The 19,432-nt window shown below is 44.9% G+C and carries 27 protein-coding genes; 19 read left to right on the top strand and 8 right to left on the bottom strand.

The window, feature by feature from the left end; translation table 11 throughout:
- Window positions 1-115: 115 nt before the first annotated feature.
- Entirely contained in the window at window positions 116-1,333 is a 1,218-nt protein-coding gene (locus G476_RS0116580) for a NupC/NupG family nucleoside CNT transporter (RefSeq protein ID WP_026691083.1), read from the bottom strand.
- A gap of 218 nt (window positions 1,334-1,551) precedes the next feature.
- Here G476_RS0116580 and G476_RS0116575 point away from each other — a divergent pair, with 218 nt between their 5' ends.
- The 3 genes from G476_RS0116575 to G476_RS0116565 are packed head-to-tail and all read left to right on the top strand — an operon-like array spanning window position 1,552 to window position 3,612.
- On the top strand, window positions 1,552-1,854 hold the full coding sequence (locus G476_RS0116575; protein ID WP_051314886.1) for a YhdT family protein: 303 nt from the start codon (window positions 1,552-1,554) through the stop codon (window positions 1,852-1,854).
- Window positions 1,851-3,296, top strand: coding sequence for a sodium/pantothenate symporter (panF, locus tag G476_RS0116570; RefSeq protein ID WP_026691081.1), 1,446 nt, complete (start codon window positions 1,851-1,853; stop codon window positions 3,294-3,296). The genes G476_RS0116575 and panF overlap by 4 nt, the downstream gene beginning before the upstream one ends.
- 13 nt (window positions 3,297-3,309) lie before the next feature.
- Window positions 3,310-3,612, top strand: a complete 303-nt coding sequence (locus tag G476_RS0116565; protein WP_026691080.1) for a hypothetical protein — start codon at window positions 3,310-3,312, stop codon at window positions 3,610-3,612.
- Window positions 3,613-3,870: 258 nt separating this feature from the next.
- Here G476_RS0116565 and G476_RS0116560 read toward each other — a convergent pair whose 3' ends face one another.
- Both G476_RS0116560 and G476_RS23665 read right to left on the bottom strand, forming a co-directional pair.
- Entirely contained in the window at window positions 3,871-4,221 is a 351-nt protein-coding gene (locus G476_RS0116560) for a hypothetical protein (protein WP_026691079.1), read from the bottom strand.
- A gap of 17 nt (window positions 4,222-4,238) precedes the next feature.
- The gene (locus G476_RS23665) at window positions 4,239-4,952 is read right to left on the bottom strand and encodes a hypothetical protein (protein ID WP_156906617.1); all 714 of its coding nucleotides are present in this window, start codon (window positions 4,950-4,952) and stop codon (window positions 4,239-4,241) included.
- Window positions 4,953-5,019: 67 nt separating this feature from the next.
- Here G476_RS23665 and G476_RS0116550 point away from each other — a divergent pair, with 67 nt between their 5' ends.
- Window positions 5,020-6,165: a hypothetical protein gene (locus tag G476_RS0116550; protein ID WP_156906616.1), complete on the top strand. Its 1,146-nt coding sequence runs from the start codon at window positions 5,020-5,022 to the stop codon at window positions 6,163-6,165.
- On the opposite strand, the gene G476_RS0116545 is transcribed toward G476_RS0116550, so the two are convergent.
- A complete protein-coding gene (locus tag G476_RS0116545) occupies window positions 6,162-6,674 on the bottom strand; it encodes a hypothetical protein (protein WP_026691076.1) in 513 nt (170 codons plus the stop codon). The genes G476_RS0116550 and G476_RS0116545 overlap by 4 nt on opposite strands.
- A 481-nt stretch (window positions 6,675-7,155) precedes the next feature.
- Here G476_RS0116545 and G476_RS0116540 point away from each other — a divergent pair, with 481 nt between their 5' ends.
- Together G476_RS0116540 and G476_RS0116535 are read left to right on the top strand one after the other, a co-directional pair.
- Window positions 7,156-7,362, top strand: a complete 207-nt coding sequence (locus tag G476_RS0116540) for a helix-turn-helix transcriptional regulator (protein ID WP_026691075.1) — start codon at window positions 7,156-7,158, stop codon at window positions 7,360-7,362.
- A gap of 17 nt (window positions 7,363-7,379) precedes the next feature.
- Window positions 7,380-7,754, top strand: a complete 375-nt coding sequence (locus tag G476_RS0116535; RefSeq protein WP_026691074.1) for a hypothetical protein — start codon at window positions 7,380-7,382, stop codon at window positions 7,752-7,754.
- Here the strand turns inward: G476_RS0116535 and G476_RS22285 are convergent, their stop codons facing one another.
- Window positions 7,755-8,396, bottom strand: a complete 642-nt coding sequence (locus G476_RS22285) for a hypothetical protein (protein ID WP_051314885.1) — start codon at window positions 8,394-8,396, stop codon at window positions 7,755-7,757.
- 101 nt (window positions 8,397-8,497) lie between these two features.
- On the opposite strand from G476_RS22285, the gene G476_RS23660 reads away from it, so the two are divergent.
- Window positions 8,498-8,641: a hypothetical protein gene (locus tag G476_RS23660; protein WP_156906615.1), complete on the top strand. Its 144-nt coding sequence runs from the start codon at window positions 8,498-8,500 to the stop codon at window positions 8,639-8,641.
- Window positions 8,642-8,804: 163 nt separating this feature from the next.
- Here the strand turns inward: G476_RS23660 and G476_RS0116520 are convergent, their stop codons facing one another.
- The gene (locus G476_RS0116520; protein ID WP_026691073.1) at window positions 8,805-9,230 is read right to left on the bottom strand and encodes a hypothetical protein; all 426 of its coding nucleotides are present in this window, start codon (window positions 9,228-9,230) and stop codon (window positions 8,805-8,807) included.
- Window positions 9,231-9,843: 613 nt separating this feature from the next.
- Here G476_RS0116520 and G476_RS0116515 point away from each other — a divergent pair.
- The 10 genes from G476_RS0116515 to G476_RS0116475 all read left to right on the top strand — a co-directional run bounded on the left by G476_RS0116515 (window position 9,844) and on the right by G476_RS0116475 (window position 15,019).
- Window positions 9,844-10,185 carry a VOC family protein gene (locus G476_RS0116515; protein WP_026691072.1) on the top strand — a complete coding sequence of 114 codons (342 nt, stop codon included), beginning with the start codon at window positions 9,844-9,846 and terminating at the stop codon, window positions 10,183-10,185.
- Between the two features lie 11 nt (window positions 10,186-10,196).
- Window positions 10,197-10,574, top strand: coding sequence for a nuclear transport factor 2 family protein (locus G476_RS0116510; RefSeq protein ID WP_026691071.1), 378 nt, complete (start codon window positions 10,197-10,199; stop codon window positions 10,572-10,574).
- A gap of 118 nt (window positions 10,575-10,692) precedes the next feature.
- Entirely contained in the window at window positions 10,693-11,019 is a 327-nt protein-coding gene (locus G476_RS23355) for a hypothetical protein (protein WP_245579686.1), read from the top strand.
- Between the two features lie 47 nt (window positions 11,020-11,066).
- A complete protein-coding gene (locus tag G476_RS0116505; RefSeq protein WP_026691070.1) occupies window positions 11,067-11,564 on the top strand; it encodes a GNAT family N-acetyltransferase in 498 nt (165 codons plus the stop codon).
- 69 nt (window positions 11,565-11,633) lie between these two features.
- A complete protein-coding gene (locus tag G476_RS0116500; RefSeq protein ID WP_026691069.1) occupies window positions 11,634-12,068 on the top strand; it encodes a VOC family protein in 435 nt (144 codons plus the stop codon).
- A 90-nt stretch (window positions 12,069-12,158) separates the two neighbouring features.
- Window positions 12,159-12,872 carry a DUF1287 domain-containing protein gene (locus tag G476_RS0116495; protein WP_026691068.1) on the top strand — a complete coding sequence of 238 codons (714 nt, stop codon included), beginning with the start codon at window positions 12,159-12,161 and terminating at the stop codon, window positions 12,870-12,872.
- A gap of 232 nt (window positions 12,873-13,104) precedes the next feature.
- A complete protein-coding gene (locus G476_RS0116490; protein WP_026691067.1) occupies window positions 13,105-13,422 on the top strand; it encodes a hypothetical protein in 318 nt (105 codons plus the stop codon).
- Between the two features lie 22 nt (window positions 13,423-13,444).
- Window positions 13,445-13,834 (top strand): VOC family protein, encoded by a 390-nt coding sequence (locus G476_RS0116485; RefSeq protein ID WP_026691066.1) that lies wholly within the window; start codon window positions 13,445-13,447, stop codon window positions 13,832-13,834.
- Window positions 13,835-13,918: 84 nt separating this feature from the next.
- Window positions 13,919-14,614: an SDR family oxidoreductase gene (locus G476_RS22280; protein ID WP_051314884.1), complete on the top strand. Its 696-nt coding sequence runs from the start codon at window positions 13,919-13,921 to the stop codon at window positions 14,612-14,614.
- A 9-nt stretch (window positions 14,615-14,623) separates the two neighbouring features.
- Window positions 14,624-15,019: an HIT family protein gene (locus G476_RS0116475; RefSeq protein WP_026691065.1), complete on the top strand. Its 396-nt coding sequence runs from the start codon at window positions 14,624-14,626 to the stop codon at window positions 15,017-15,019.
- Window positions 15,020-15,111: 92 nt separating this feature from the next.
- Here the strand turns inward: G476_RS0116475 and G476_RS22275 are convergent, their stop codons facing one another.
- Window positions 15,112-16,101: a class F sortase gene (locus G476_RS22275; RefSeq protein ID WP_051314883.1), complete on the bottom strand. Its 990-nt coding sequence runs from the start codon at window positions 16,099-16,101 to the stop codon at window positions 15,112-15,114.
- Window positions 16,102-16,314: 213 nt separating this feature from the next.
- Window positions 16,315-17,694, bottom strand: a complete 1,380-nt coding sequence (locus G476_RS0116465; RefSeq protein WP_026691064.1) for a hypothetical protein — start codon at window positions 17,692-17,694, stop codon at window positions 16,315-16,317.
- Window positions 17,695-17,979: 285 nt separating this feature from the next.
- Here G476_RS0116465 and G476_RS0116460 point away from each other — a divergent pair, with 285 nt between their 5' ends.
- Together G476_RS0116460 and G476_RS0116455 are read left to right on the top strand one after the other, a co-directional pair.
- The gene (locus G476_RS0116460; protein ID WP_026691063.1) at window positions 17,980-18,537 is read left to right on the top strand and encodes an RNA polymerase sigma factor; all 558 of its coding nucleotides are present in this window, start codon (window positions 17,980-17,982) and stop codon (window positions 18,535-18,537) included.
- Complete coding sequence (locus G476_RS0116455) at window positions 18,534-19,370, top strand: anti-sigma factor (RefSeq protein WP_026691062.1); 837 nt, start codon at window positions 18,534-18,536, stop codon at window positions 19,368-19,370. Before G476_RS0116460 ends, G476_RS0116455 begins: the two co-directional genes overlap by 4 nt.
- Window positions 19,371-19,432 lie beyond the last annotated feature (62 nt).

Genomic DNA, 19,432 nt, shown 5'->3' with positions numbered 1-19,432 from the left:
AAGTTGAGGTCATAAAAAAAGGTCGGTGCGGCTCCATGAGCAACACCGACCTTTTGTCGTTAGACGATAGACCTCCATCAACTAACCTCGCATATCCTACCAATACACACAGATCTTAAATCAACATACCTGCAATGGACGCACTGAGTAGTGAAGCAAGCATCCCTGCTGCTACAGCACGAACACCCATGCGCGCGATATCGCTACGGCGCTCAGGAGCGAGTTTACCAAGACCACCAAGGAGAATACCGAGACTTGATAAGTTCGCGAATCCGCAAAGGGCAAATGTAACAATCGCTACAGTCTTTGGTGTCAGGTTTTCAATTTCAGGTGCGAAGGCTAAGTACGCAACAAACTCGTTCAAGACGAGCTTTTGACCGATAAATCCACCGGCATATACGGCCTCTGACCATGGTACACCAACAGCAAAGGCAAGTGGAGCAAACAAGAAACCTAGAACGTATTCGATGGTTAAGTTACCGGCACCAAACCAGCCACCAACGAATCCTAAGATTCCATTGAGCAACGCGATGAGTGCAATAAAGGCAATCAACATGGCAGCAATGTTTAAGGCCAGTTGTAAACCAACGCTCGCTCCACGAGCGGCGGCGTCAATGACGTTTGTGGATTCTGTATCTTTTTCAAGGGTTAATGCTTCTTGACGAGTTTCTTGAGGAGCCGTTTCAGGCACCATGATTTTGGCCAAAATTAACGCGGCCGGTGCAGCCATGAAACTTGCCGCTAGTAAGTATTCAAGAGGCACACCAAGGATAGCGTAACCGACTAGTACGGAACCGGCAACAGAAGCAAGTCCTCCGGTCATAACGGCGAAAAGTTCAGAGTTCGTCATTTTTGAAATGTACGGCTTAACAACCAACGGTGCTTCCGTTTGTCCCAAGAAAATGTTTGCCGCAGCAGACAAAGACTCCGTTTGGCTTGTCCCAAGGAGCTTCGCTAACGCGCCTCCTAGGAGTTTTACAACCCATTGCATAATTCCGATATAGTACAACACAGAAATCAAAGACGAGAAGAAGATAATGATTGGCAGTACTTCAAAGGCGAAAATAAAACCTACGTTTTCAGATTCAAAAATGCCTCCGAAAACAAAGTCTACCCCTTCATTTGCGAAATCGATGACACTAGATACTGCGAAGGTGAGCTGTTCTAAAGCGGCTTTACCAAGCGGCCATCTGAGCACGATAAACGCAAACGTAATTTGAATTGCTAGACCCACAAGAATCGTTCTTGGTTTGATTGCTCGACGGTTTGTGGATAAAAGAAGAGCAATTCCTAAAACGACGAGGATCCCAAACATACCCCACAAAATATTCACACTGTCCACTCCTTGTTTATTAAAATGAAAACGAGATCGTCTATTCATGGTGAAAACAACTATGGATTGCACATAATAATAACGTTTACAAAAATCTCAATTTTATGTTATGAAATAGACGAACAAAACAAATCGTACCAAACCAATGTAAGCGTGTAAATGTTATAATGAAAAATAGGTACGAACAACTTGAAGAACAGGTAAAAGGGGGCTTAAAGATGAAAGATAATGGAAATGATCGAATTGACCTGCATACCGATCCCCGATTTAAAATCGCAAACAGAGAAGCCCTCATTGGGGTAGCGCTTGTCATCATCAACTTCTTATGGTGGTTCGGTTTTGCCTACGGGCTCGGCTCCGGCCCTATTGAAGACTACCGATTTATCTTCGGGATGCCTGAATGGTTTGTGTATAGCTGTATCGGAGGCTTCCTTCTTATGGTGGCACTCGTTATTTTTGTAGTAAAAGTGTTCTTTAAAGACGTTTCATTTGAAGATGAAGAAAGAGAGGATCACACATGAATATAGCAGTAATGACCTCTCTGTTCGGCTTTTTAACACTTATTTTTGCGATCGGATTTTGGTCCTCACGTAATGTGAACCGAAAAGGAAGCGGGTTTTTACAGGAATATTTCCTTGGAAGTCGTGAACTTGGCGGCTTTATTTTAGCCATGACCATGATTGCTACATACGGAAGTGCATCGAGTTTCATCGGCGGACCAGGTGTCGCCTATACTCAAGGACTAGGATGGGTTCTACTTGCCATGGCTCAAGTGGCCACGGGGTATTTCGTGCTTATGGTTTTGGGGAAAAAATTCGCTATTATCGCACGAAAATACAACGCTTTAACTCTCGTGGATTTCCTGCGAAGACGCTACAATAGTAAGTGGGTTGCCTTATTTTCCGCTTTTAGCATTATCATCTTCTTGTTTTCTGCAATGGCGGCACAGTGGGTTGGGGGAGCGAGGCTCATTGAATCCCTTACCGGTCTTACATATACATCAGCACTTTTTATTTTTGCCATTGCCGTCTTGGCGTATGTGATTATCGGAGGTTTTCGCGCCGTTGTCATTACTGATACGGTACAAGGAGTGGTCATGTTTTTCGGGACGCTTATCATCCTTGTTGGAACGATCATCGCCGGGGGCGGGATTACGAACATTATGAGTGACTTGATGGCGGAAAACCCGAACCTCGTCACACCATTTGGTCACGACGGAAGCTTAACACCTGCATACGTGTCGTCCTTTTGGATTCTTGTTGGCGTAGGCGTGATCGCTCTTCCACAAGTCACCGTCCGTGCCATGAGCTATAAAAACAGCCAGGCCATGCACCGAGCGCTCATTGTGGGGACGATCGTTGTCGGCTTTATTATGCTCGGCATGCACCTGATCGGTGTGTTCGCTCGCCCGATTTTGCCAGGTGTCGACGTACCTGACCAAGTGATGCCTATGATTGCTATGGAAGTGTTGCCGCCTTGGCTCGCGGGCATTGTTCTCGCTGCGCCACTCGCTGCGATTATGAGTACTGTTGACAGTCTCTTGCTTCTTGTGAGCTCCGCCGTCGTCAAGGACGTGTACATCAACTACGTCAAACCGGACGCCTCAAACGAGCGGATCAAGAAAGTAAGCTTTGGTGTCACAGCCATTCTCGGTATACTCGTCTTCGCCATGGCTTTAAGCCCACCGGACCTTCTGATTTGGCTCAATTTGTTCGCTTTTGGCGGCTTGGAAGCGGCGTTTATTTGGCCGGTCATTTTCGGACTTTATTGGAATCGGGCAAATAAATATGGAGCTTTGTCGTCCATGATTGCCGGTGTGTTTTCTTACGTACTGATTCATCAGTTTTATCCTGATCCGTTCGGGATGCACTCCGTCGTTCTTCCAGTCGTCTTATCCTTTGTCGTGTTTGTCGTAGCCACTATTGTCACGGAACCTAAACAAAAGCTAACTATAGACGCGTAAAGGAGGAACCACAATGGAGCGGACCATCGTCAAGTCAGCTGTATACGGATTTTTCCTCACGTTGGCACTTGCCATTTTATTCGTCGATTACCGCGTGGTTGAGGGCCCAACGATGACGTATGTGCCTGTCTACGACTACGTAATCGGAATTCTGCGCTACTCGATTATCGGTAGCTTGATTGGTGCGGTAGTAGGATGGCGAGTATGGCGAATGGGGGTAAAAAAAGAAGGAAAAACGTACTACGTCGAAGTGTTCGCCGCTGTCTTCGTGCTGGCCATGGCGGCGGGCCTCGTTTTTTCCTTGTTGGGGATCTAAGTAAAAAGCGCGCGGGCTTCTCGGTGGAGAAGTGCGGGCGTTTTTTTGTGAGGAGTGTGGGGGAAGAGAGGATCGGGTGGAGCGGTGTGGCGCGGGGCAGGAAGGGTCGGATCTTTCGGGTTTCGGATAACCCACTTATTTTTGATTTAGCGGAGATAAGTGTGTAATTAGCGGACTTATTTTTCATTTGGCGGAGTTAGCTCCCAAAACCCCAAAAATTTCACTCACGCAAAAAAGCCGGCCTTGCAGCCGGCTCCTTTATTTAAGGTTTAACTGAATACTGTCTTCATTTCCACCTGAACTTGAAGAAGATTGCCGAACGCTGATTCCCGCCCCTCGTCCATCGTGAGTGAGTTCCAGAGCGACCTTTTTATCTGCTTGTTTAGCATGGATTTTAAGATTGATAAAGCCTTTTGCAGTGACCGTGTCCGTGGTCGCTTTGTTCTCCCCTAAATAAAGAGGAAGAGGAAGTCCCGTAACCCCATCAAATGCCTTAACGGTAAACGTAATGTTTTGCTCTCCCATGTTATTAACTCTCAACGTTACCCACTCCTGTCCAGGACTTTTTCCCACCATATACTTGTTGGATGAATAATGATAGCTTGTCATCTTATCTCCTCCTTTCTTTACACTTGGTCAGGTTCATCTGTGTTTGAATTCAAGCTTTTTAAGATGTCGTGTAGCTTATGCTGTTTTTCTCTTTCTTCATGAAGTATCGTTGAAATGATCGTCTCAATCTTTTTTAGCGCATCGTTTTTGGAGGTAGTTGGATTAGCTTCTAAGGTTCCTGTTGTGTTGGGGCTTCCGCATGAAACAATACCATTTCCACTATCAGTGAACCCTTGGTTAATCATCGGAAACAAACTCGCAAGCAATACTAAAATAGCAATGGAAATATTACTATCATTAATATTGATCATGGTGTTATTCCCTACTTTAAAGCAGTTCCCATTTGAGATGGTGTTAGCGGAGTTATCGGCCGCACTTGCTAAACCATAGGAAGTGTTTTGTAACGCACTATCGTTATCAAACACGTTGTTTGATTGGCTTTCATTATCAGAGGCGTTGCAGGCGGAACTTGTAGATGAGAGGGTACTATCGGCACTGCTTCCATTATCGTTATCAGAAGAATTATCTGCATTACTTGTATTGGTTGTCGTATTGTCACCGGTTTCTGACGTAGTGCTATTTTCATTTGTATTTGTAGGTGTAATGCTACTGTCAATGGTATTACCTTCAACAGTGGATGTACTAGTCGGATCTACGGTATTCGTCACGCCGCTTGTGTTTGTCGCTTCCGCAGTACCCGAGCTATCTGTATCGGACGTATTTGTTGACACACTAGTACTAGCCGAAGTGTTTTCCCCAACTTCAGACGTGCTATCACCCGTAGTGGAAGAGCTGTCGGTGTCAGACGTGTTGTTTGAAACGCTCCCGCTGGCAGAGTTATTTTCTCCAACTTCTGAGGTACTGTCGCCCGTTGTAGAGGAGCTGTCTGTATCGGATGTATTGCTAGACGTGCTCCCGCTAGTCGAATTGTTTTCACCCACACCAGAAGTACTATCACCTGTAGTCGAAGAACTGTCTGTATCAGACGTGCTAGTGGAGCCGCTCGTGGCGGTAGAAGTATCAGTAGCATTAGTGGTGCTGTCCGTGTCGGACTCGCTGGTGGAGCCACTCGTTGCGTTAGACGTATCAGTAGCGTTGGTGGTGCTGTCTGTGTCAGACTCGCTGGTGGAGCCACTCGTAGCGGTAGAAGTATCGGTAGCGTTGGTGGTGCTGTCTGTGTCGGACGTGCTAGTGGACCCACTCGTAGCGGTGGACGTATCAGTAGCGTTGGTGGTGCTGTCCGTGTCGGACTCGCTGGTGGAGCCACTCGTTGCGTTAGACGTATCAGTAGCGTTAGTGGTGCTGTCCGTGTCGGACTCGCTGGTGGAGCCGCTTGTAGCGGTGGAAGTATCAGTAGCGTTAGTGGTGCTGTCCGTATCGGACTCGCTGGTGGAGCCGCTTGTAGCGGTGGAAGTATCAGTAGCGTTAGTGGTGCTGTCCGTGTCGGATTCGCTAGTGGAGCCGCTTGTGGCGGTAGAAGTATCAGTGGCGTTGGTGGTGCTGTCTGTGTCAGATTCGCTAGTGGACCCACTCGTAGCGGTGGAAGTATCAGTGGCGTTGGTGGTACTGTCTGTGTCGGATTCGCTAGTGGAGCCGCTTGTGGCGGTAGAAGTGTCGGTAGCGTTAGTGGTGCTGTCCGTGTCGGACTCGCTGGTGGAGCCGCTTGTAGCGGTGGAAGTATCAGTAGCGTTAGTGGTGCTGTCCGTATCGGAATTGATGGTAGCCTCACTATTTGCATTGGAGGTACTTTCATTATCAATCTTATTTGCAGCGAAACTCTTTACTTCAGGTGCCGTCCAAATTGAATTCTTCGGTTTCTTTTTCTTTCGTGATGGCTTGTGGGGCTTTTTACACTTTTTAGAATCCCCAGGTCTTGAAAAGAACATAGTATCTATCCTCCTTCTTTCAATTTTGATCTTATTTTCTCGCGATAAATCTAGTTAACAACAAGACTTGCGATCTCCACCAGGAGCACAGTAGGTTGACGTCATCGTTAATGACCCTGCACAGCCTTGATCCGCTTGGCCGCTAGACACGCAACGCACAAGAACTTGCTTGACGTTCGTTACTGTCAGGACCGTCTCACCAGTAGCGCCAGGTGTAACAGGTGCTGGGAGGATCCGTTCTATCGTTTCCCCAGTGCTTCGAACAATCACCAGCGTTGCAATACACGCAGTTCCCGTTTCAGGACTCGTTACAGATGCAACAATGGTTACTGTAGGACCGCAGTCACCAATCGCCTCATACAAAGGAGATGACATCATTCCGCAATTGAGCTCAAAAGGTGTAGTGAACGTCACTGTAACAGGGACAGAGTCACAACTCTTGGCACCTTTACAAGAAGCACAAGAGCCACACCCACCACAGAAACTACCTTTTTTGAATTTATTTCCTAATCTTTCATTAATAATTACGTTTGCCGCCTCTTTAAAAGACCCATCATAACCACTCAATATTCTCACCTCCTTTGTGCATTTATAATAGTTTATTCAATACATTTAGCTCGGTATAGTGATCACACTATTATCTATTAAAATGAATCATTCCCCTATATTTTGGGTAAAAAAGACGAAGATTTCCCTAGTATCAAGGCAATTTCCATAGCATTATGGAGGCCAAGCCTTAGGCGATTGTTATAACAATGTGTGGGAGTTTTGTGAAGGCCGCTCTGGCTTCTCGGTGGAGAAGTCTGGGTGTTTTTTTGTTGGAGGAAAGTGGATCGGCGGGGAGGCGCTGATCTTTCGGATTTCGGATGATCCATTTATTTTTGGTTTGTTCCACTTATTTTGTACTTGTTCCACTTATTTTGAGATTGAGCCACTTATTTTCCGTTTGCCCCACTTATTCTAATTTTGATCCATTTAGCCGAAATGTAAAGCACCCTTGACGTAAAGGGTCCTTTACTATAACCTGTAAACAGAGGTGATGATCGGATTGAAAAACAATTTAAGTGAACATCGAAAAAAGTTTGGGTACTCCCAAGATCGGCTCGCCGTTCGACTGGGCGTCTCCAGGCAAACCGTTATCTCCATTGAAAAGGGGCGATACAATCCGTCCCTGCCTCTCGCGATGATCATCGCGGAAGTGTTTGAGACGACGGTGGAGAAGATTTTTTTCCTAGAAGAAGAGGACTACAAATAACAAGGGGAGGAAGAGGAATGGAACAAATGAGCAAATTCTATGTTGTGGCAGGGATTCTTAATTTCTTGTTTTTTGGCTTAATCGCATTCAGCAGCTTTTACACAGGTACATATCAGGGTCACGAACCAGGATTGTTTTCGATCAGTGTAATGGCGTTTTGTCTCGCGTATTTGTACCCGGAGTTCAAAGAGAATGACGAGCGCTCCAGAAGAATTAAAGAAAAGGGGATGTTTGCGAGCTATTTTTTCATTATCGGTTACATGGTCATCCTCATGATCTTGTTTCAAGTCGGCCTCCTTCACTTCAACGGGTACCAAGCGGTGAGTTTAGTAGCGGCACTGACGATTATGACCGTCTTTTTGTCGTTCGTGTATTACGCGAGGCGAACGTAATCACTTCTTTTTTACAAACCCCTTCACGATTGTCGCGATCACAGATTCCTTATCGGAGTGACGCATGACATTATCTAAGAACGGGAAATCTTCGGGTTTTACTTCAAGTTTGGCCAATGGTTCCACTTCCGTTTCACACACCCATTCATTTTCGATGCCCCCTTGCTTGAAGCGATTCTTTGGAAAAAAGTAAATCGTCCCGTTCGTCCAGCGATTCTCATTCATATGTTCGTTAATGGAAAAATAATAGTATCGCTTGATTCCTTTTCGTGTCTGGCTTGTGAGGCACAGGTTGCGAATGGAGTGTGATGTTTTTTTATCCAGAACAGCAAAGAACAAAGACCATACACCGTCTGATGAAGCAAACACGGCTTTAATTGGTTTGTTGTTAAAAAGCGCACTCTCTTTTGGTTCGAACGTGTGGATCGATGGGTGGTTCGATCCGTGAACCAAGATATTTTTATGTTCAATCAGATAGTTTAGAAATTGGTACAACGGATACTCCTTTGAGTAGGTGGCGTTACCCTCAGTGAGTAATGTCGTGTAAAAGCGATCAAAGGATTCGATTGCCTCTTGTGGCAAATCGAGCTCCGGTATTTTTAACAATTGAGTTCGGTTTAGTAGGAATGGTTTCAATTTCATGACAAGCACCTGCTTTTGTAGTTGATGAGAAACCTATTCAATAGACGAAGGCGGAAATCCTTTTAGTGTTAAGATGGAAAAATACAGGAGGGATCGTTGGCATGATGAAACTTTGTTTTATGTTGAGTTCGGTGAGCATACTCGTATTGTCGTTCAATGGACTAGGGGCTACTGCCTTCCTTGTTGGTTTAACGCTCCTCTTTCTAGCTGCATTCTTTAGCAAACCAAGGGTAGTGAGCGGGTAAATTTCAGAGGAAAAGGAACCTTACAAGAGAAGTGATATCACAACTAGAAGGTTGAGCAGCAGTGGCAGGGGCAGAACCCTTGCAACATATTCCTCTAAAACGAAAAAGTGAATTTGATATAGAAAAAGAGCCGGGAAATCTGCCCCAGCTCTTTTTTCTTGTATTATTTTGTTACTACACCATCTTCAATTTCGCGGATTTTATCGTACGAAGCAAGCAGATCGTCAGGCACGAGGGTGCGTCCGCACTCCCAGGCATTCGTGTTGATCTTTTTCATGAGAGCCTCTTTTTCTTTTTCCTCCCCATACATCAAAATCCTCATATCATAGAATTTGTGTTTGAAATCCAAGTGATAGCCGATCTGACGGTAAAGGACGAGCCTGACGATATTTTCGTCGGATGCTCTTACTGCACGAGCCATTTTCGCTTTGTATCCGTTCATTTCAAGGTAATTAAACTTGATCGTATTCGTCGATTTATTGTAACTCATCGGTGCCTCGAGCTCTGTATTGCTTTCGTAATTAATATCTAATCGATGTTCAGCGATCGTATCCTTAATAATTTCTTCAATATGCCATATGTAAAGCATGTGGTCTTCACCTCAACATTCTGTTCGGTCTGTCCCCCTATCATAAAGGAATAAAGAGGCTATTAAAACCGCTTTGGTGAAATTTCAGTATTTGGCTAAGCGGATGAGTGGCGAGAAGCTAGAAATCTCTCGTGGAGGGAGGTGGAAATTAGGCTAATCCGTTAATTAGAGGGAGGAACCCGCGAATCCACTCAAGAGCAAAGAGGCGGTTGGTGGCGGGGAATCCAACCCGTAAAAAAGAGAGATGAACCCGTTAAATCGGGCACTTATCAGGTAAATAGTTGTCTTGAAGTCGTAAATTATCCGCATAAACCCGTTAATACTCACTGCTAACCTGTAAATCGACCTCTTCGCCCACCTCCCCTCGCATTTCAAGTGGAAGAAAAATCGACTGCTTTTGAAGAATTATTGCACGATGTGGAAGAAAAAAGCTACTTTCCGGAAGAATTAATGCTCGCTGCGGAAGAATTCCTCCTATCTTCTCCTTCTGCCAAAGCTAGAAAATCCTCCTCAAAACTACTAACCCATTCGCAACAACTTAATAAAGGATTTTTATGGAAGTTGTCGAAACGTAGAAATACGAGCAAAATTTCAGTGAAAGAAGGGGACAAGTATGGGAAAAGTAATCGGTTTTGAGTTAAATAGCCAAGAGCCAGAGAAAGCAGCTGCGTTTTATGAAAATGTATTCGGATGGAACGTGTCTGAGCCACAATGGGAGTACAGCTCCGTAAATACGGGAGAGAAAAGCATTGAGGGAGGAATTAGTAAAGGACCTCACGACTTTCCTCATGGTACGCGCATACAAATTGAAGTTCCATCCATTGATGAGGCGATTGCGAAAGCGAAAGATGAGGGGGCGAAAGTCGTCCGAGAAAAAATGGATTTTGATAATTTCTATTTGGCTTACTTGGTTGATCCGACTGGTGTTGGATTTGGATTAGTGGAAAAGAAATAGGAGGAAGCGACATGGAGAATATTCAACATGCGATCGACGGATATTTCACTGCTTGGAATGAAGCATTTAAAAGTAAAGATGCGGATCTGATTAGAAATTATATGTCCAAAGAATTTATCGGGTATTGGGCTCATTCTGGTCTTAAAGAGCCGGATTCATATGGATATGAGTATGATTTAGAGGCTGTTTTAAAACAAATGGGCGATGCGGAAAAGAGCTTTGAACCTCAATCTACAACTAAACGGAAAAACGGACAGGAGTACTTGGTGTTAGGGAGAGAAACGAGCCTTATCAATGGTGAAGAATACTCTGCTCAATGCATGTTTGTATGGCGCAAAGAGAACGGGGATTGGAGATTAATACGAGAGTATATTGAATTGGAAAGGTAGATTTTTTCGAAGTTTATAAAAAGGGAGGTCACTCGTCATTGAGCAACTCGTTAGTGGTCAAGAACACATTTATATCAGTATCTACGCCGTCATTCTGTTATTTATCAACATCAGCTACTTGTTAGAACATAAAAAGATCAAACAGGGGCTTGCGGAAATTGATTCTGAACAAGAGCTTGAACTCAATACAGCTAGCTTATCCCTTCTCTTCTTCGTTCTCGCTTTTAATTTTCTTCGAAGATGGTTATTTTACATACTCGCTAGTTTACTGACAGGGAGCTTCTTTATAGCCATTATCTCGCTCATTTTGTTTGTAGTGGGGTTATACGACTCTATTTTTAACTACCGCCTTGCAAACGTGAAAAAGTCACAAATGGGTTTGTATCTAGCCATTGCGGATACGATCTTTATAGTGGGCATTATGGTTTATTATCTATTTTTCTAGTATGCACAATTTATGATAGTAACACCTTTAGAAAGGAAGTAACAACCATGAACATACGACAGGCAACAGGTTCAGACGCGGAACAACTCATCACACTTATCAGACGAGTGGAGGAGACGGCCTCTTACATGATGATGGGTCCCGGTGAACGCCAAACCACAGTGGAAGGGCAACGAAAACAGTTGGAACAAATTGAGGAACAGCCTAACGCCTCTATCTTCGTCGCTGAGGACCAAGGAGAGCTCGTAGCCTATCTTTTTGCATTAGGAGGGCGAGTGGAACGGACGAAACATTCGGCTTACCTCGTTATAGGTGTGCACCAGGATTACCAGGGACGTGGCGTTGGTACAGCCCTCTTCAGAGAAGTGGAAGCGTGGGCTAAAGACAGCAACATCAAAAGACTGGACTTAACAGCAGTAACCGAAAACGAAGCAGGGGTGTCGTTGTACAAAAAGAGTGGTTTTACCATTGAAGGGACAAAACGAAAAACGCTCTGTATCAATGGTACCTATTTCGACGAATACATGATGGCGAAAATACTGTAATCATCAAAAAAATGGAAGTTTCGTGAAAGCAACGAAGGTAATTTTATTTGGAAAAATAGGAGGGACTCCATGGCAAAGCGGTTTAATTTCACCTACCTGTTTTGCAATGAATTGGATAAAATGACGTGGTTCTATGAGGACATTCTTCAACTTGAGCGGATATGGGAAAGCGATCGTTCTGTTGCCTTTAAAATAGGCAGTCATCAGCTGGCGGTAGAGCTTAAGAAAGATCTTGAGACACCTTCGGCAGAGTTTGCCATGCAGCCCGGATGGAAGGGCGGGGGCGCTCCAAGGACGAGCTGGTCTTTGGAATGTGATGAAGATGATTTTCAGGCTGTTGTTCAAGCCTCGCAGAGAAACGACGTAAGGAGCTTCTTTCCTGAACCAAAATGGAAGGGATATTGGAGTTTTCCTGTTTTGGATCCTATGAACAATACGATTGAGATAACGTGTACGGAGAGGGAGACGGTGCCTATCACTACCCGAACATTGTCCAATGTATAGGTAGATATCATTTAATATTTTTGAAGAGAATTGATCTATAACTTCGATAAAATCCGAGTAGTGCCAAGTACCGGAAAAGGAGTGGCGTTTATGAGGAAAAAGCGAATTCTGTTTGTGCCCGTGCTGGTTCTTGTGCTCTTTTATTTTCTTTTTTTGTTTAAGGACGGAATTGTGACGGATTTTGCGGGGATTGGGGTTGAGCTTCCATTTGGCGAGCGGATTGTGGTTCCTGATGGGTTTTCAGAGGTGGATGCAAACGTGAACGGGGTGGCCGATCCCATGGATATTGTTATGGCTGCCCGAACGGAAGTGGATCAGCGGACCAAGTATAAAAGTGCGTATTATGATGGCGGCTATCCGCCTGAGGATGAAGGAGTGTGTACGGATGTGGTGTGGCGCGGGCTCATGGGCAGCGATATTTCGTTAAAAGAGCTGATGGATGAGGATATTGCTTTAAACCCTGAACTTTACCCTAGAGTGGAAGGGAATCCTGATCCTAACATTGATTTTCGCAGGGTGCCGAATCAGTATGTGTTTTTTGAGCGTTATGCAGAATCGTTAACGACGGACGTGATCCCAGGGGATGTGGCCAATTTAGCAGAATGGCAGCCGGGAGATATTGTTCTTTACCTGGATGGGTTTCATCACGTAGGAATCGTTTCTGATAAGCGGGCTAGAGACGGCACACCTTATTTGATTCATAATACGTATCCGTTTGCTGCTGAGATTAAACTTACGTCTATTTCAACCCCGATTGCCGGTCACTACCGCTGGAAATATGATGATTTCTTACAGGAAGGGTGATCGTGTGACATGTTTGGGCTGCAGGCTGGCGAATGGGCTGGTACCTATGCCTATGGTTTATGAGAATCGCGCGTGTGCTGCATTCTGTAACTCTCCAAAATTGTTGGGTGCACAGGTAGATCTTTCTGATGTTTTTTAGAGGTAAAGGACCTGGACCTATGTTGCGAGATTATTCGGGTGGTGAGTAACCACCACAACAACAAGTGCGGCCTTTTTTCTGGGGGGGACGGTAATGAAAAAGCTCTTATTATACGTAACCATATTTTCCGCTTCAATCATGTTGGTACTGTTTCTATATCCTGTTGGTAAATTACTCTTCACGGAAGTAAAGGTGGTAGAAGCCACCTTTTTGGATGTGTATTATGCACAGGTGGGAGAAGGAGAAACAGAGTTTGATGTCTTTAAAGAGTACATGGAAGAACAAGGGTGGATTGAGGTTGAGAGGTTAGGCAGCGGGCAGCATTTCGAGAGGGACGGTAATACGTTCTTCATTCATAGTACGGATATTAAAACGATCTTTAAGAACGGCTGGTTGAATGGTTTCGGTTAAATATGGAAAAGGAGCAAATAAAATGACTTTTGAGATGACCATCCAAGTTCGAGTCTCTGATTTTTTAAAAGGTCAAAGGTGGTACGAGGTTTTATTGAATAGGAAGCCAGACTTTGTTCCTCACGAAGGTTTTGCAGAGTGGGAAATCATTCCTGGGTGCTGGTTACAAGTAGCAGAAGGGGAGCCTGCTCCTGGAAGCGGGCCTATACGTTTAGGGTTAACTGATCTCGAAGGTGAAAAAGAAAGGCTTATACGAGAACTAAATATCGAACCATTCGAAATTCTATGTAGAAAAGAAGTGCCTGTAAGGTGGGCGTCATTGAGTGATCCGTGGGGAAATGGCATTGGTTTCTTCGAATACATAGATAAAAAAGAAGAACGAGAGCGTATAGCAACACTTCAGCGTGTTTAATGCTTTAGTCTATATATAAGGAATGTACTTAAAATCTACAACGGAAAACAGGGAGTAATCACACTATAAAAGGAGTGAATCAAAATGAAAGACAAAGTGGTTGTTGTAACAGGTGGCGCTAGAGGGATCGGGAAAAGTACGGTTCGTATGCTCATTAAACAAGGAGCGAAAGCTGTAGCAATTGCGAGAAATGAAAACACATTGAAAGATCTTAAAAGAGACGTGCCTGAAGTGGGCACGTACGCGTGTGATGTGAGTGATGAAGAGCAAGTGTCCAACACGTTTGATGATATTTACCGAGAGTACGGACGGATTGACGTACTATTGAATAACGCCGGTGTAGGCGTATGGAAAACGGTTGAAGAGATGTCGGTGGAGGATTGGGACGTGCAGCTGAACACGAACTTAAAAGGAGTTTTTCTTACGAGTCGAGCTGTTTTTTCGAAAATGAAAGAACAAGGAAGCGGTCACATCATTAACGTGGCATCAGACCTTGGGTATACGAGCATTGCACGAGGAGGCGCTTATTGTGCGAGCAAGTGGGGGCTTCTTGGTTTAACAGGAACACTCTTAAAAGAAGGAGCTCCTCATGGCATCATTGTCTCGACCGTGTCACCAGGACTTGTGGCGACAGACTTTGGCGGTGTGGAAGCGGAAAAGAAACTAGAGAAGGGTCTTAAACCAGAAACGGTTGCTGCTCACATTATCCGAACCATTGAAACTGGGGACGAGACGGGATCTGTTGATGTGATTGTGAAGCCTCAACCGAGGGAGAATTAATGAGTCGAAATGAAAGCGTGCCCGTTTTGTAATCTGGATTTACTCCCTACACAAAGAATCAACATGAGAAACGATCACTGTCTTTTTTTACAGTTGGTAGAGTTTAGAACAAAGAGAGATGTTATTAAAGGTGCAGGTGTGATTGTCCCTATCAAACACAAAGAGACGGTGTTTGATCTGTCTTCTAAGGAATGGTCGGCTACTTTTTCTTTATTGAAGCAAGCAAAAGCCTATATTGATGAAAGATATAAACCGAATGGATACAACGTAGGGTGGAATTGCGAAGAGGTAGCAGGGCAGCACATTCCTCACGCTCATTTACATGTCCTCCCCAGATATGAGGGTGAACCTCTGGCGGGAAAAGGGATAAGGTATATGTTTAAAACGACTCTTTCAAGCGATTAACGTTACTTGAAATAGCACTCGATTGACAAAAAGAACCCCCCGGTGATGCGGAATCCACATGCATGATCCGGGGTTCTTATTTTGCTTCAAAATTAGTTCCCTGCAACCTCTGACGGCTCCGATTCAATCCCTTCCTCGTTCACGGCTGTCACATAAAACCGACCGTCCTCTCCTCGTTCGATCCGGATAGACTTTCGTTCGTGAGCGGACACGCTTTCAATATGATCGAAGTGACCGGTGTCCTTATTTTCTCGGTAAATGCGGTAGCCGATGACAGAATCATCTCGGACTGCGTGCCACGTAATGCGGTCGCGCTGAACGACGACATTTTCGGGTGCATCAGGTGCAACGCCTTCGAATGTCTCCGCCTCTGTCACCTCTTCTTCAATTTCAGGCTCAACGAGTTCCGTGTAGACAACAAGCCTTTGATCGTGTGTACCTTCAGAGCGATCAAACGTACCTGTGCACGTAATCAAATTGAGACGCTTTTTATCCGTAGGACCAAAAATCTCCTCAATGGGGGCATCATTGCGGCCATAGGAGATCGATTGCTGCACTTCAAATGTGAGGGGCTCTCCGTCTTCACCGATCACGTGAATCTCATCACCTGGTTCAAGCTGATCAAGGTCCCAAAATACGGCAGGTCCTGTGCGGCTATCAACGTGACCGGCTAGGACCGCATTTCCGGTGTTTCCCGGTAACGTCCCCGGTTCGAACCAAGCCACTCCATCAGCATCATCCGGAACCCCCATCTGTCCATTATCAAGAACGCCCACCGGCTCAATGTCAGCTTCTACTTCTATGGCGGGAATGGAAAGCATTAGAGGAACGATGCCATATTCAGGTGCGGGCTCTGCTTCCGTGTCACCTTCCGTTTCCTCCTCATTTCCAAGGCGCACAAACTCGTCATTCAAGTCAATTGCGCCAATTTCTTCGTCCTCCTCTTCAATAGAAGGGGCTATGTCGTTGATCGGCTCTGACTCCCATTCTGTATCGATCATGCCTTCGTCGTTTACGTATAAAAAAGAAAACCCGGCAAGAAGAGCAAGAGCTAGGGAAAGAATAAAGATTTTAACGTTCATTGGTCTCACTCCAAAGTAGAAGATCACTGAAAAGATACCCCAACTACGTTTTCAGTGCCTTTTATTTGAATGGCAATGTCTCAGTTTTTCACCATCAAATATAAAACCGTTACAACATTGATTAGATTGCAAAAGGTAAAACACGAAACGTTTCCATGCCTTCAAGTAGGAAAAGGAAGAGAAGTTCTCACTTCTCTCCCCACAATATTTGAATTACGCTTGTACTGCTTTTTTACGAATGTACACAGCTGCACTTGCTGCAAGTAAAGCACTGATCGTGATCCAAAGCATCATGTTTGAATTTTGTCCAGCGCCACCGCCCATGCCTGTTTGAGGCATTTCTTCAGGCATTTCACCTTCAGCTTTAAACTGTTCAGGGAACTGGTCTACGAATGCACCGGATAGGGTTTCACCGAGAGCAAACATGTGGTGATAGCCGTGACGGAAGTTGTCATAAGTCATGGCATAGTCTTCGTCCACATACGCGTCAAAGGTGTTTGTTACATCTGCTACATGTGAAGACACGTTCTCTTCTCCGGCTTCAGCAGGAATGCGTCCTTCAGTTGCTTCGTCAAGGAAAGCTGCGAATTCTACGACATAAGCATCAAGGTCCATTTCCGCTTGTTCACGGGCGTCCATGTCACCTTCTGCTGTAGCGACGACCATGTCACCGAAGAAGTCGATGTGGCTCTGCCAAATTGGTTCAAACGCCATAGCGCCGTCGTCACCATAAATCGATCCCATCGCACCAGTCAGATCCGCTGTATTTTCATCAAGAGCCCAACCGGCAAAGTCAAAGTCATCAGCACCGTCAAAGCCTTTTTGCATTTCGAGTACGGCAAAAGAGAAGTGTTCTGCCATTAAATGATTCAGTGCCGCTCTCAAGTCAGCCGCTGGTGTACTTACTTTTGTGTTGTCAAACTCCTCAGGCATTTGCTCCACAATGGCACCAGACAAGGCTTCACCGATATCAAACATGTGGTGAATACCGTGACGAATGCCGTGGTACGCTTCTTCAAACTCTCCATCCACATAGGCATCAAACACATTTTTCACATCTTCCACATGACCGGAAATGTTTTGTTCACCTGCTTCAGCAGGAAGTCCACCTTCTGTTGCTCCATCTAAAAAAGCAGCGAATTCTTCTACATAGTTTTCAAGGTCCATCTCTGCCTGTTCACGAGCATCCATGTCGCCTTGTGCTGTTGCAACGGTTAGGTCACCGAAGAAGTCGATGTGGCTTTGCCAAATACGCTCAAACTCTGCTGCGCCTTCCTCACCATAAACCGATTCAATTGCTGCGGTGAGTTCAGCTGTATTTTCATCCAGTGCGGCCCCTACTTCGCCAGCATCTTCACTCCCGTCAAATGCTTTTTGCATAAATGCAACAGTAATAATGTAGTGTTCGGAAAGGAGATGGTCTAAGTGTGTTCTAAGATCAGATGCTGGTGTGGATACTTGTGGTACGTATTCCCCGTATCCATCCTCGTGATCGTGGTCGTCACTGTGATCATGGGCAAGTGCCGTTCCGGGAATAAGAAGCATCCCTGCCATCGCGGCGGCTGCAATTCCTTTGGCTTTCTTTTTTAACATGTTTCATCTCTCCTTCTTTTTTGTTTGTTTTTGTGTATCTGCCTAAGCTAACGGAGTGAATCACGAAATGGATCACTTTTTTTCGAAAAAAAATAAAAAAGAGTACGTTACATGCCAAGAAAATCCCTTTTGTGACAAGGCTTTTAGCTTTTGAAAAAATAAAATGCTAAAGGGATGGCAATCGCAGTTTTAAAAAATGACAAGACTAAAATGATCCATTTTCCAAAAAAGATCGTTATTATAAATAAAGATCTTATACTTTAGTTTGGGAGGAAGGAGCGTCACATGGCTAAAATGGATGATAAACAGCTGTACAGGCGTATTCAGGAGCACGATCAAGCTGCACTCGAAACGCTGTACGATAAATATGAAAAGCTTCTCTACTCGTTTGCCTATAAAATGGTTCAGGATCCACAATCAGCAGAAGAAATCGTTCAGGAAGTGGTACTGAAACTTTGGAAAGGGACAGGAACGTACGATGAAACGAAAGGAAAATTCTCCTCATGGCTTTTGACGATGACCCGGAATACGGCAATCGACATGATCCGTAAGCAAGATAAGCAAGAAGTACACCTAAGTAACGAATGGGAACCGGGAGACTCAGGTCCTCAGGTAGAAGACATGATAGAGTGGAAAGAACAGGGAGAAACGCTTAAAAAAGCGATCAGAACACTCAAAAAAGAGCAAATTGAGATTGTGGAGCTCTTTTATTTCAAGGGGTACTCTCAGAGAAAAATTGCAGAAAAAACAAACATTCCTCTTGGAACGATAAAAGGGCGAATTCGACTTGCACTCAAGCATTTACGCCAAGAGCTTGCAGGGGAAAGGGGGACTCAGCTATGAGTACGAACCAATGTGATCGGCTGATTGATTATTTCAACCGACAGCTAACGGAGAAAGAACAAGAACAATTCGAAACACATCTGTCCTCGTGTGAGGAGTGCAGGGAGGAGCTGATGGAATTGCGGGAAATGACGGATGACCTACCGTTTCTTGCTGACCCGGTTGAGCCTCCTGAAGAGATGAAAAAACGAATCTTAACCAACGTCCTCAAAGACGAAGATAAAAAGGACACTTCGACCAAGGCATCGAAAGAAAATGTGGTTGTTTCGACTAGCCGAAGAAGTAGGAAATCCCCTTTCATATATGGAGCATTAGCGGCGTCATTGTTACTTTCTGTCGGAATAAATGGTTGGTTGTGGACGGAAAACCAGCAGCTTGTAGGGGAAAACGAACAGATCTCCAGTGACTTTCAGGAGGTAGCTGAGGAACGAAATGAACTTGTTACCGAGTTAACAGCCATCAGGGATAGCATTGAGGAAGACGTACAACCGGGAACGTCTCAGGTTGTTCTCACAGCGAACCTTGATTCCACTCTTGGAGATGTGAGTAACGGCTTTGCAACCCTCATTTCAGAGCAGAACCAAGTGCAACTCGTGATTCAAGTAGCAGGTATGCCGGAGCTTGAAGGAACAGAAGCCTATCAGGCTTGGATCATTGAAGGAGAAACACCTATTCCTGCGGGAAGTTTTGAAATCGATGAGGCCGGTAATGGAGCGGTTGCCTTTAACGTACAGGACATTGAAAACCTAAACGTTGATCAAATCGCGATCACTCTTGAGCCAAGACCGAATAATGAACTGCCAGAAGGAGAAGTGCTTCTTGCCTCGCAATAGAGAAGTGCTGAGGTGCTATACCAAATGAAAGGCGACCATCTTTTGATGGTCGCCTTTCTCGT

It is taken from the genome of Alteribacter aurantiacus DSM 18675 (assembly GCF_000429705.1).
GTDB classification, from domain to species: Bacteria; Bacillota; Bacilli; order Bacillales; family Salisediminibacteriaceae; genus Alteribacter; species Alteribacter aurantiacus.
This window is presented reverse-complemented; position numbering and strand designations above follow the sequence as displayed.

Excerpts from the sequence above, each read along its gene's own strand:
- G476_RS0116475 (WP_026691065.1), top strand. The coding sequence starts at position 14,624 with ATGAAAGCGTGCCCGTTTTGTAATCTGGATTTACTCCCTACACAAAGA.
- G476_RS23660 (WP_156906615.1), top strand. The coding sequence starts at position 8,498 with ATGATGAAACTTTGTTTTATGTTGAGTTCGGTGAGCATACTCGTATTG.
- G476_RS0116455 (WP_026691062.1), top strand. The coding sequence starts at position 18,534 with ATGAGTACGAACCAATGTGATCGGCTGATTGATTATTTCAACCGACAG.
- G476_RS0116510 (WP_026691071.1), top strand. The coding sequence starts at position 10,197 with ATGGAGAATATTCAACATGCGATCGACGGATATTTCACTGCTTGGAAT.
- G476_RS22280 (WP_051314884.1), top strand. The coding sequence starts at position 13,919 with ATGAAAGACAAAGTGGTTGTTGTAACAGGTGGCGCTAGAGGGATCGGG.
- G476_RS0116535 (WP_026691074.1), top strand. The coding sequence starts at position 7,380 with ATGGAACAAATGAGCAAATTCTATGTTGTGGCAGGGATTCTTAATTTC.
- G476_RS0116460 (WP_026691063.1), top strand. The coding sequence starts at position 17,980 with ATGGCTAAAATGGATGATAAACAGCTGTACAGGCGTATTCAGGAGCAC.
- G476_RS0116500 (WP_026691069.1), top strand. The coding sequence starts at position 11,634 with ATGGCAAAGCGGTTTAATTTCACCTACCTGTTTTGCAATGAATTGGAT.
- G476_RS22275 (WP_051314883.1), bottom strand. The coding sequence starts at position 16,101 with ATGAACGTTAAAATCTTTATTCTTTCCCTAGCTCTTGCTCTTCTTGCC.
- G476_RS0116575 (WP_051314886.1), top strand. The coding sequence starts at position 1,552 with ATGAAAGATAATGGAAATGATCGAATTGACCTGCATACCGATCCCCGA.
- G476_RS0116520 (WP_026691073.1), bottom strand. The coding sequence starts at position 9,230 with ATGCTTTACATATGGCATATTGAAGAAATTATTAAGGATACGATCGCT.
- G476_RS0116560 (WP_026691079.1), bottom strand. The coding sequence starts at position 4,221 with ATGACAAGCTATCATTATTCATCCAACAAGTATATGGTGGGAAAAAGT.
- G476_RS0116490 (WP_026691067.1), top strand. The coding sequence starts at position 13,105 with ATGAAAAAGCTCTTATTATACGTAACCATATTTTCCGCTTCAATCATG.
- G476_RS0116485 (WP_026691066.1), top strand. The coding sequence starts at position 13,445 with ATGACTTTTGAGATGACCATCCAAGTTCGAGTCTCTGATTTTTTAAAA.
- G476_RS0116565 (WP_026691080.1), top strand. The coding sequence starts at position 3,310 with ATGGAGCGGACCATCGTCAAGTCAGCTGTATACGGATTTTTCCTCACG.
- G476_RS22285 (WP_051314885.1), bottom strand. The coding sequence starts at position 8,396 with ATGAAATTGAAACCATTCCTACTAAACCGAACTCAATTGTTAAAAATA.
- G476_RS0116515 (WP_026691072.1), top strand. The coding sequence starts at position 9,844 with ATGGGAAAAGTAATCGGTTTTGAGTTAAATAGCCAAGAGCCAGAGAAA.
- G476_RS0116495 (WP_026691068.1), top strand. The coding sequence starts at position 12,159 with ATGAGGAAAAAGCGAATTCTGTTTGTGCCCGTGCTGGTTCTTGTGCTC.
- panF (WP_026691081.1), top strand. The coding sequence starts at position 1,851 with ATGAATATAGCAGTAATGACCTCTCTGTTCGGCTTTTTAACACTTATT.
- G476_RS0116505 (WP_026691070.1), top strand. The coding sequence starts at position 11,067 with ATGAACATACGACAGGCAACAGGTTCAGACGCGGAACAACTCATCACA.
- G476_RS0116465 (WP_026691064.1), bottom strand. The coding sequence starts at position 17,694 with ATGTTAAAAAAGAAAGCCAAAGGAATTGCAGCCGCCGCGATGGCAGGG.